9 protein-coding genes are annotated in these 11,074 nt (G+C 62.6%); 2 read left to right on the forward strand and 7 right to left on the reverse strand.

All coding sequences use genetic code 11. The features are described from left to right. From DL1_RS19790 to DL1_RS19820, 7 genes are all read right to left on the reverse strand, one after another. Window positions 1-1,379, reverse strand: a 1,379-nt coding sequence (locus tag DL1_RS19790) for an FGGY-family carbohydrate kinase (RefSeq protein ID WP_051693712.1), incomplete at its 3' end; no start/stop codon positions are given. Continuing rightward, window positions 1,376-1,690 carry an L-rhamnose mutarotase gene (rhaM, locus tag DL1_RS19795; protein WP_038069857.1) on the reverse strand — a complete coding sequence of 105 codons (315 nt, stop codon included), beginning with the start codon at window positions 1,688-1,690 and terminating at the stop codon, window positions 1,376-1,378. The genes DL1_RS19790 and rhaM, both read right to left, overlap by 4 nt. Then, window positions 1,690-2,709, reverse strand: coding sequence for an ABC transporter permease (locus DL1_RS19800; protein WP_425441855.1), 1,020 nt, complete (start codon window positions 2,707-2,709; stop codon window positions 1,690-1,692). The genes rhaM and DL1_RS19800 overlap by 1 nt, the downstream gene beginning before the upstream one ends. Continuing rightward, entirely contained in the window at window positions 2,696-3,685 is a 990-nt protein-coding gene (locus tag DL1_RS19805; RefSeq protein ID WP_038069858.1) for an ABC transporter permease, read from the reverse strand. The genes DL1_RS19800 and DL1_RS19805 overlap by 14 nt, the downstream gene beginning before the upstream one ends. Next, window positions 3,682-5,220 (reverse strand): sugar ABC transporter ATP-binding protein, encoded by a 1,539-nt coding sequence (locus tag DL1_RS19810; RefSeq protein ID WP_038069860.1) that lies wholly within the window; start codon window positions 5,218-5,220, stop codon window positions 3,682-3,684. The genes DL1_RS19805 and DL1_RS19810 overlap by 4 nt, the downstream gene beginning before the upstream one ends. An 87-nt stretch (window positions 5,221-5,307) precedes the next feature. Next, complete coding sequence (gene rhaS / locus DL1_RS19815; protein ID WP_038069862.1) at window positions 5,308-6,297, reverse strand: rhamnose ABC transporter substrate-binding protein; 990 nt, start codon at window positions 6,295-6,297, stop codon at window positions 5,308-5,310. Between the two features lie 37 nt (window positions 6,298-6,334). Then, on the reverse strand, window positions 6,335-7,138 hold the full coding sequence (locus tag DL1_RS19820) for a DeoR/GlpR family DNA-binding transcription regulator (protein ID WP_038069864.1): 804 nt from the start codon (window positions 7,136-7,138) through the stop codon (window positions 6,335-6,337). Between the two features lie 191 nt (window positions 7,139-7,329). Between DL1_RS19820 and DL1_RS19825 the strand changes: the two genes are divergently transcribed. Together DL1_RS19825 and DL1_RS19830 are read left to right on the forward strand one after the other, a co-directional pair. Beyond that, window positions 7,330-9,426, forward strand: a complete 2,097-nt coding sequence (locus DL1_RS19825) for a bifunctional rhamnulose-1-phosphate aldolase/short-chain dehydrogenase (protein WP_038069866.1) — start codon at window positions 7,330-7,332, stop codon at window positions 9,424-9,426. 43 nt (window positions 9,427-9,469) lie between these two features. Further along, entirely contained in the window at window positions 9,470-10,711 is a 1,242-nt protein-coding gene (locus DL1_RS19830; RefSeq protein WP_038069868.1) for an L-rhamnose isomerase, read from the forward strand. Window positions 10,712-11,074: the final 363 nt, after the last annotated feature.

Below are 11,074 nucleotides of genomic sequence, written 5' to 3' on the forward strand. Positions count from 1 at the left end.
CGCGCCGAGATCGCGCCCCGCCAGCTCTCGAAATAGGCCCGCAAAGCGTCCCTCTGCGCGGGGCTTGGATGTGGGCGAGCCTCGGGCGGCGCGGTCGCGGGCAGTGCAAGCAGAGCCGCGCCTGCAGATGTTCCCGTCGCCGACTGCGCGACCCGAACGCCATCGGGGCGCAAGGCTGCGAGCATCTCAAGATAGGCCGGGTTCGCCGCGAAGGGGCCCTCGACAATCGCCGGGCCACGCGCCCCGATCAGCGCAAGGCAGCTTTCCGTCATCATCGCGAGATAGAAACCGATCGCCGCCATGCGTTCACTTGGCGACGCGGCCTCCCCGATCCATTCGAGCGCATGATCCGGGAACGGCCCGGTTCCGGGCACCGCAGAGGGCAGGATCATGACGCCGCGCGCGAGAATATCATCGCAGGCCTGCGGCGAAGGCGCGGCACTGCACCCCTCGCGCAGCAGCTCATATTCGCGCCCCCCCATGAACCGCGCCGACGGCACTGGCGCATTTTCCGCGTTCACATTGATCAGCGTGTCGCGGTCTGGATCGAGCGGCTGGCGCCCCGCTCCGATCGCCATCACGATCACCCATGTCCCCGTCGAGACGACCGAAAAGGCCCTGTGCGATCCCAGATAGGGCAGCAGCGAGGCGTTGGAATCGTGGATACCGACCATGACGGGCGTTGTCGCAGCGATCCCGGTTGTCGCGGCGATATCCGCGCGCAAAGTGCCAAGGACAGCCCCCGGTCGCAGCGGCTCGACGATCTTCTCGGCAATTCCAAGCCTGTGCGGTAGATCGGAAAAGCCGCCCTCCCAAGGGCTCCATAAATCGGTGTGACAGCCCAGCGACGTCACATCCGTCGCGAGGTTTCCCGTCAGCCGCAGCCCCCAATATTGCGGATAGGTCACAATATGCGCGACCCGCTCATGCAGATCCGGCCAGGTCGTGAACTGCCAATGCAGCTGCGCGCCCAGATTGAGCCCGAGCGGAAGGCGCGGTGATCCGGTGCGTGCAAAGTCAGGGCGAAGCCGGTCATATTCCGCAGCACATGCCTCGGGCCCGTCATGTTCGTAATCCAGCATCGGCGCGGCAAGCTGGCGATCCGCGTCCAGAAGCACCGCAGACGCGCCATGGGTCGCTACCGAGATCGCGTCGATGCCGTGGTCCGACTGAAACCGCGTGAGATGTTCGAGAAAAAACGCCCAATGCCCGTCGAGATCGAAATGCGGCCATGGCGGCCCCGGCAGCACGCGGTTCGGGCGCGTGACGACGGCGATCTCCTGAAGGCTGCAGGCCTCGACCAGCGCAAGTTTCGCATTGGTCTTGCCAACATCGATCACGGCGATATGGCGCGGCGCGGTCTTCTCTGTCCCGGTCATTTCAGGTGAAACACCGTCTCGAGCGGGACAGAGACCGGGGAGTTGTCAGGATTGGTCGCCATGATATCGGCCATATGGGCCCACCATTTCTGCATCACCGGATGGTCGGGCAGATCCTCCATGCCGTGATCCTCGCGCCGCCAGAGCACACCGAACAGCGCATCCGTCTCGGGATCGAGATGGATCGAGTAATCCTCGACCCCCGCCGCTGTCAGCAATTCCATCAGCTCGGGCCAAATCGCGTCATGACGCCGGATATATTCATCGCGGCAACCGGGGTTCAGCTGCATCCGGAAGGCAAACTTCTCCATCATCTTCTCCACTTCGCGATCAGGCGCGGCAGCGCAATGACCCCGATCAGCAGCGCGCCGGTGAAGATCGACATCACGATCCCCGGCACATTCAGCAGCCCCAGCCCGAAGGTCACAAGCCCCAGCACGAACGCCGCGATCACCACGCCGGGGATCGAGCCCGCACCGCCCAAGATCGACACGCCGCCCAGCACAACCATCGTCACCACTTCCAGCTCCATACCGAGGGCGATGGAGGGACGGGTCGATCCCAGCCGCGCGGTCAGACAAATCGCAGCCACACCCGACATCAAGCCGGTCAGCAGGAACAGCGTCATCTTCACGCGCGCAACGCGGATGCCCGAAAACAGTGCCGCGGTCGGGTTATTGCCCACGGCATAGACCGCGCGCCCGAAATTGGTCTTGTGGAGCAAGAGACCGAAGATCACCGCCAGCACGGCGAAAAGCACGAACTCAAACGAGATCACCCAAAACACATAACCTTGTCCGAACCACTGGAAACTGGTGGGATAGCCGCGATAGGCGCCATCCCCCAGCACGATATAAGAGATGCCGCGAAAGAGGCTCATCGTCCCGATCGTGACCACGATCGAGGGCAGACCCAGCCGCGTCACCAATGTGCCATTGAACGCGCCGCACAAAAGGCCCGTCCCCAACCCGATCAGAACAAGAACCGGCGTTCCCGCCCCCGCCGTCGCTGCCGCCCCCATCGCGGTCGAGGCCAGTGCGATGATCGAGGCGACCGAGAGATCGATCTCGCCCGCCACGATCAGCAGGGCCATCGCAAACGCGATCATCGCCTTCTCGGTGAAGTTGAAGGTCGCATCCGACAGGCTCCACGCGCTCAGGAAATAGGGCGAGGCGAAAGCGTTCAGGATGAAGATCGCGATACCCACGATCAGCAACAGGCTCTCCCAGCCCAGCAGGTTGCGGCGCAGGGGCGAGGTCAACCGATCGGGGATCGTGCGCGGGGCGCGGCGGGGCTCGGTCATATCCGCATGCAGATCAGACAGGCTCATGGCTATGCTCCGCTTTCTTGAGGATGATGCGCCCTTTGGGCCGGTTTGAACGCGCATTCAGCGCCACCGCGATGATGATCGCGGTGCCTGAGATCGCGAGCTGCCAGAAGGGCGAGATATTGACCACCGGCAGCGCATTCTTGATCACGCCGAGAAACAGCGCGCCAAGCACAACGCCGCCGACAGAGCCCGCGCCGCCCGCAATCGCCACGCCACCGATGACGCAGGCCGCGACGACATCCAGCTCGAACCCATTGGCGATCTCGACATAGGCCACCGCATAGCGCGCGACCCAGAGATAGCCGGTCATGCCCGCCAGCGCCCCCGAGAGCACGAAGGCGAGGAACTGCGTGCGGCCCACATCGATGCCGGTATAGACCGCCGCATGCGGGTTGCCGCCCACAGCGTAGAAGGCCCGACCGAGCGCTGTGCGCGTCACCAGCAGGTAGACGCCCAGAACGGCGATCACGGCGATCCAGGCCAATAGCTCGATCCCAAGGACGGGGATGCGCGGGAACTGGGTGAAGCTCGCGCTCATCTCATGCGCGTTGACCCACGATCCGCCCGAGAGCAGAAAGATGATGCCGCGAAAGACGGTCATCGTCCCCAGCGTGACCACGATTGGCGGGATGCCCACCTTCCACACCAGCACGCCATTGATCGCGCCGAGGCCCGCGCCGACCACCAGCGCGAGCGGCAGCATCAGCCCCATCGGAAAGCCCGGCATCGCCACGTTGAGCAGCGCGCAGATCATACCGGTGAGCGCGAGGTTTGCGGCGACCGACAGATCGATGCAGCGCGTTACGATCACCGCGAATTGGCCCAGTGCGAGCATGATCAGCGGTGCGGTATCGGTCGCGACGCTAAGCAGGTTCGAGGGGCGCACGAAATTTGGAAAGCGCGCCGCGATGACGCCGCAAAGCGCGATGATGACCAGCCCGAGGATCACCTCGCGCGGGATGGTGCGAAGGGTCATTGCGCCGCCTCCAATTGCTCTTCGATCCCGGCGGCATGGCGCACCAGCACTTCCGGCGACATCTCATCGCCCTCCAGCTCGGCCACGATCCGGCCCTCGCGCATGACGATCACGCGGTCGGACATGCCAAGGATTTCAGGGATTTCCGAGCTGACCATGATCACGGCAAGCCCGGCTCCGGCCAGCTCGGCCATGAAGTCATGCACCGCGGCCTTGGAGCCGATATCGATCCCCTTCGTGGGCTCGTCGAGAATGATCACGCGCGGCTGGGTTGCCAACCATTTCGCGATCACCACTTTTTGCTGATTGCCGCCCGAGAGCGATCCGACGGTCGTATCGAGCGAGGCCGCGCGCAGATCGAGCCGCTCGCAATAAGTCCGCGCCAGCGCAAACTCCTCGGCCATGCGCGTGAAGCCGTGCCGCGAGGTCTTGCCCAGCGAGGGCAGCGTCACGTTCTGAAAGATCGGCAACTGAGTGATCGCACCCTGTTTGCCGCGATCTTCGGGCACATAGACGATCCCTTCATCAATCGCCGCAGCCGGCGAGCGGATCACGCGCACGCGGTCGTCGATCCGCACCACGCCTTTCGAGGGTTTGGTGATCCCGATCAGCGACTGCATGAATTCCGAGCGACCCGCGCCGACCAGACCGTAAAAGCCCAGAATCTCGCCGCTGCGCAGCGTAAAATTGATGTCTTCGAATTCGGTCGGGTGCGAATAGCCAGCAACCGTCAGGACCGGCGCGCCGATCACGGGGCTGCGCTTGGGGAAGACCTGATCGACTGCGCGGCCCACCATCATCTTCACCAGATCGTCGTGGGTCACATCCCCGATCTTGCCCTCGCCCACGAACTGGCCGTCCCGGAACACCGTGTAGCGGTCGGCGAGGCGGAAGATCTCGTCGAATTTATGCGAGATGAACAGGATGGCCTTGCCCTGCGATTTGAGCATATCGACCAGCGCGAACAGCTCCTCGATCTCCTTATGCGAGAGCGCGGCGGTGGGCTCGTCCATGATCACGACGCGGGCATCGACCGACAAGGCGCGGGCAATGGCGACCAAGTGGCGCGAGGCTATCCCGAGATCGGCAAGTTTCACCTCGGCATCGATCTCGGCCCCGATCGAGCGCAGGATTTCAGTGGCGCGCTTGCGCATCGCGGCCCAGTCGATCATCCCGAAACGTCCGCGCGGCGCGTGACCGATGAAGATGTTTTCGGCGACCGTCAGCTCTTCGAACAGCACGGTTTCCTGATGGATCGCAGTCACGCCTGCGCGGGCGGCGGCATCGGCATCGGGAAAGCGGATCGACGCGCCATCGAGCAGGATCTCTCCCCCGTCGGGCTGATAGATCCCGGTCAGGATCTTCACGATTGTCGATTTTCCAGCCCCGTTCTCGCCCACAAGCGCCGTCACCTCGCCTGCGCGCAGCGACAGGTTCACCCCGTCAAGCGCCTTCACACCGGGAAAGGTCTTTACGATGCCGTCTAGCTCGAGCACGCGGAGCGCCGCCCCCCGGCTCTGATCTGTCTGTGTCATGATCAGCCTGAACTCGTTGGGCCCGTGCGGGGCCAGATCTGTCGGGCAGGCGCGAGACCCCGCGCCTGCCGCTTGCGCGGTTCTAGATCAGAAGATGTCCTTGAACTGCTCGATGTTCGATTTGTCGTAGACGAAGGGATCGGCCATCGCGCCTTCGGTATTCTCGTCCAGCGTCACCTCGCCCAGACGGCCCATCGGAATCTTCGCGCCGGGCTCGGCCTTCGCGGTTCCCTTGGCGAGGTTGTAGGCAATCTCGGTCGCGGCATAGCCCAGATCGATCGGGTTCCAGATCGCAAAGCTCTTCGATGCACCGTTTTCGACATAGGCCGCCATCTCGGAGGGCAGACCCAGACCGGTCACGTTAATCTCGCCGATCTTGCCCGCATCGGTCACGGCCTTGGCCGCCGCCACAATACCCACGGAGGTCGGTGCGATGATCGCCTTGAGGTTGGGATATTTCTCGATCAGGCCCTTCGCCTCACGATAGGATTTGTCGGCCAGATCATCGCCATAGACCGTCGTGACGAGGTTGATATCGGGATAGTTGCCCATGTCTGATTTCATCGCCGCGATCCAGTTATTCTGGTTCGTCGCGGTCGAGCTGGCCGACAGCACAGCCACATCGCCACCATCGGGCATATTGTCGGCGGCCATCTTGATGAGCATCTTGCCGATCAGCTCGGTGGAGGATGGGTTGAGCTGCATCTCGCGGCCCGCGGGCGCCACGCCCGAATCCCACGAGATCACGGTGATCCCGCGCTGCATCGCCTTTTTCAGCGTCGGTACGAGCGCATCGGTATCATTCGCGGTCACGGCAATCGCATCGACTTTCTGCGCGATCAGCGAATTGAGCACTTCGATCTGGCCTTCGGCGGTGGTGTCGGTCGGGCCAGTATAGATGATTTTCACATCGCCCAAATCCTTCGCGGCCTCTTCCGCGCCCTTGTTGGCGGCTTCAAAAAAGCCGATGCCGAGCGCTTTCACGACCAGCGCGATCCGCATTTCCTTTGCCGACGCAGTACCCGCCATCATGGCCAATGCCACGGCAGCGGTGGTGACAAGTTTGGTCAGTTTCATTTCAGGTCTCCTCCCTGTTTTCCGACGGACCGAAGTGTCAGGCTCCGGCTTGTTGCTGCTTCGCGGCGGTCGGATGCGCCACGATCAGATTGACGCCGGCGGCCTCCAGCATGGCCGCTGCACGATCTGTGATCTCGTCATCGGTGATGAGGGTGTGCGCCCGGTCCAGCGGGCACAGAACCAAAGACGAGCGTTTCTGGAATTTCGTGGAATCGACGAGCACGATCAGCTCATCGGCCTGCCCGATCAGCTTTTGCTCGGCCTGGATCAGCAGCGGGTCCGCCTCCATCAGACCCAGCGGCCCCATACCCTGCGCGCCCATGAACATCCGCTTGGCATAGAAATTGCGCGTGACGTCATTCTCGAACGGGCTGAGAACGATATTCTGCTCGCGATAGATCACCCCGCCAGACAGCAGGATCGTATTCTTCGAATGCTTCAGCAGATGCTCTGCAATCGGGAAACTGTTGGTGAAGACCTGCATCTGACGCGTGGCCAGCGGATGCACCATCTGAAAGGTGGTCGTGCCGCCATTGATGATGACCGGATCGCCATCGTCGCACAGCTCGACCGCCGCGCGCGCGATTGCTTGTTTTTGCGCGATCCTGATCGTTTCATTCACCGTGAAAGGGCGCCCGGCGAGACCGGGGAATTTCGTGGGATTGAGAGCTTCGGCCCCGCCACGCACACGACGCAGCCGCTTTGCCACGTGCAAAGACGCGATATCCCGGCGGATCGTGGCCTCTGACGCGCCCGTCAGCGCGCAGAGATCGGGCACCGTCACGACGGGCCTGTCCTGAACCGCAGACAGAATGATTCTGTGGCGTTCTTTTTCGTGCATCGAGTCCTCCCTCGTTTTGAAAGACTGCGCAGCGCGCCGCGCATTGTCAATCATTTTCAATCAATATATTCGCAATGCATCTGCAGCATGATTGCTTTTGATCGTTTATGATTGACAATCCGCCGTACCCCTGCCAGCCTTCAGCCAGATTGATCACGTCCTGTTATTAGGGCGATCGGGAGGAGACCACCATGAACACCGCGTCCGCGCGGCTTCAGTCCAAGTGGGACGAAGCCAAGGCCAAGGGCATGTCCGAAGCCGAGAAACTGCTCTATCGGTCGAACCTTCTTGGGTCCGACAAGCGGATCACCAATTACGGCGGCGGCAACACATCTGCGAAGGCGATGGAGCGTGATCCCCTCTCGGGCGAGTTGGTCGAAGTGCTTTGGGTGAAGGGCTCGGGCGGGGATGTCGGCTCGATCAAGATGGACGGGTTCGCGACGCTTTACATGTCGAAGCTGGAGGCCCTGAAAGGGCTCTATCGCGGGGTGGAGTTCGAAGATGAGATGGTAGGCTATCTGCCCCATTGCACCTTTAACCTGAACCCGCGCGCAGCTTCGATCGACACACCGCTGCACGCCTATGTGCCCCGCAAACATGTCGATCACATGCATCCCGACGCGATCATCGCGATCGCCGCGTCGAAAAACTCCAAGGCGCTGACGCAAGAAATCTTTGGCGACGAGATCGGCTGGCTGCCATGGAAAAAGCCCGGCTATGAATTGGGCCTTTGGCTGGAAGATTTCTGCAAGAAGAACCCGCACGCGAAAGGGGTCGTGCTGGAGAGCCACGGGCTGTTCACCTGGGCCGATGACGCCAAGGATTGCTACGAGCTCACGCTCGAGATCATCAACAAGGCGATGGGCTGGTTCGAAGCACAGACCGCGGGCAAAGCGATCTTTGGCGGCGCCAAGCACGAAAGCCTCGCGGCCGATGACCGTCGCGCGGTTGCCGCCCGCCTGATGCCCGCGATCCGCGGCATGGTCTCGGGCAAGCAGCACATGCTTGGCCATTTCACCGATAACGACGCGGTGCTGGAATTCGTCAATTCGCACCGGATGGAGGAGCTGGCAGCGCTTGGCACCTCCTGCCCCGATCACTTCCTGCGCACCAAGATCCGTCCGCTCGTGGTGGATTTCGACCCGGCCAAGGGCAATCTCGACGCGGTGCTCGAAGGGCTGCCGCAACAGGTGGCCGAGTATCGCGACGCCTATGCCGCCTATTACGCGCGCTGCAAACACGAGAACAGCCCCGCGCTGCGCGACCCCAATGCGGTGGTCTATCTGATCCCGGGCGTCGGCATGCTGACCTTCGCCAAGGACAAGGCGACAGCCCGGATCTCGGGCGAGTTCTACGTCAACGCGATCAACGTAATGCGCGGCGCCTCGACCGTCAGCGAATATGTCGGCCTGCCCGAGCAGGAAGCCTTCGATATCGAATATTGGCTTTTGGAAGAGGCCAAGCTGCAGCGCATGCCCAAACCCAAATCGCTGGCAGGGCGCGTGGCGCTTGTGACCGGTGGCGCGGGCGGGATCGGAGCGGCCACGGCACAGCGCTACCTGACCGAGGGCGCCTGCGTGATGCTCGCCGATATCGACACCGAGGCGCTCGCCCGGTCCCGCGACCAGCTTGCGGGCGCATTCGGCGCGGATATGGTGCGCACGGTCGAGATGAACGTGACCGAGGAAGAGGCCGTCGCCGCCGCCTATGCCAAGATCGCGCTGGAATTTGGCGGCGTGGATATTCTGGTCTCAAACGCAGGGATCGCCTCCTCTGCGCCGATCGAGGACACGACGCTCGCGCTGTGGAACAAGAATATGTCAATCCTCTCGACGGGCTATTTCCTCGTCTCGCGCGAAGCGTTCAAGGTGATGCGCGCGCAGGGCATCGGGGGCTCGATCATCTTCGTGGCGTCAAAGAACGGTCTGGCCGCCTCGCCCAATGCATCGGCCTATTGCACGGCCAAAGCCTCGGAAATCCATCTCGCGCGCTGCCTTGCGCTGGAAGGGGCCGAGGCGGGCATCCGCGTGAACGTGGTGAACCCCGATGCGGTGCTGCGCGGCTCGAAAATCTGGTCGGGCGAATGGCTCGATCAGCGCGCCTCGACCTATGGCACCGACAAGGACGGGCTCGAAGAGATGTATCGCCAGCGCTCGATGCTCAAGCGCAATGTCCTGCCCGAAGACATCGCAGAGGCTGCCTATTTCTTCGCCTCGGAACACTCGGCAAAATCGACCGGCAACATCATCAATGTCGATGCCGGCAACGTGCAGGCCTTCACGCGTTAAGCGGGAAAATCGCTGCCACGCGACGATAACGGGAGGAAACATCATGAGCAGATATGAGGATGCGCGCGCCCAATATGCCGATTGGGGGGTCGAGACCGAAGCCGCGCTGAGCGCCTTGGCCGAGATCCCGATTTCACTGCATTGCTGGCAGGGCGACGATGTGGTCGGGTTCGAGACCCGCACGGGCGCCTCGGGCGGCGGTATTCAGGCCACCGGCAATCATCCCGGACGTGCGCGCAATCCGCAAGAACTGCGCGCCGATCTGGATTTCGCCTATGGTCAAATTCCGGGGACGCATCGGCTGAACCTGCATGCGTTCTACCTTGATACCGACGCGGCCCCGGATCGCGATGCAATCGAGCTGACGCATTTCCAGAGCTGGATCGACTGGGCCAAGGAGAAGAACCACGGGATCGATTTCAACCCGACGTTCTTTGCCCATGCCAAAGCCGATGACAACCTGACGCTCAGCCATCCCGACCAAGGCATTCGTGACTTCTGGATCGAACACGGCAAGCGCGCGCGAGAGATCGCGGCGGGGATCGGCAAGGCGCTCGGCTCGGCGTCTGTCAACAATATCTGGGTGCCCGACGGCTCGAAGGACACGCCGGTCGACCGAATGGCCGCGCGCCAGCGGCTAGAGGCCGCGCTGGATGCGATGATGGCCACCGGGTTCGCGCGCGCACAGCTGATTGACGCGGTGGAATCGAAGCTGTTCGGGATCGGCGTGGAGTCGATGACCGTGGGCAGCCACGAGTTTTACCTCGGCTACGCAATCCGCCGCGAGATCGCGCTGTGTCTCGACATGGGGCATTTCCACCCGACGGAGAACGTGGCCGACAAGCTCAGCGCGGTCTGGCTATCCGTGCCCGAGCTTTTGCTGCATGTCTCGCGCCCGGTGCGGTGGGACAGCGACCATGTGATCCTGCTTGATGACTCGATCCTGCAGATGGCGCAGGAGCTGGTCTTTGCTGACCTGCTCAAGCGCACCCATATCGGGCTCGATTTCTTCGATGCCACGATCTCGCGCACGGCGGCTTGGGTGATCGGCACGCGCAACATGCAAAAGGCGCTGCTGCGCGCGCTGCTGCTGCCGCAGACACGGCTGAAAGCGGCGGAAGCAGCGCTGGATTTCTCCGCACGGCTGATGATCACCGAAGAGGCGAAGGATCTGCCCTACGGTGCGATCTGGCAGGAATTCTGCGCGCGTCAAAATGTGCCGGATGGGCTGTCGCTCATCTCGGAACTCGAGCGCTATCAGTCGAAGGTCGCGATGCGCCGCTAGACCGATCCGTCATGCGCTGCTGCAAGGCCGCAACAGGTCGGTGCGCCTTGCAGCGGCGCGGCTCAATGACGAAGGGATGAAATCCGTACCCGGGTGCCGCACGACGCCGCCTCCGAAAGCCCGCCTGGGGCCGGGATTGCGCTTGGTCTGACGCAAGATCCGCGTTCGAACCGACGTGACACAGTTTGGGTATCGTCGCGCGCCAATTCGCGACACCGAGCGATTGGGCGAAGCCGGCATCGAACCATCCGTGAGCAGCGTTGACGACAGCTATGACAATGCCCGCCGCCGGGGTCCAATGAGCTTTGTGTAAATGGGAGGGTTTGGGCTATACGGTGCGTCGGATCGCGGCGCGTCCTGGCC

Origin of the sequence: Thioclava dalianensis (assembly GCF_000715505.1) — a bacterium.
Taxonomy (GTDB): Bacteria; Pseudomonadota; Alphaproteobacteria; order Rhodobacterales; family Rhodobacteraceae; genus Thioclava; species Thioclava dalianensis.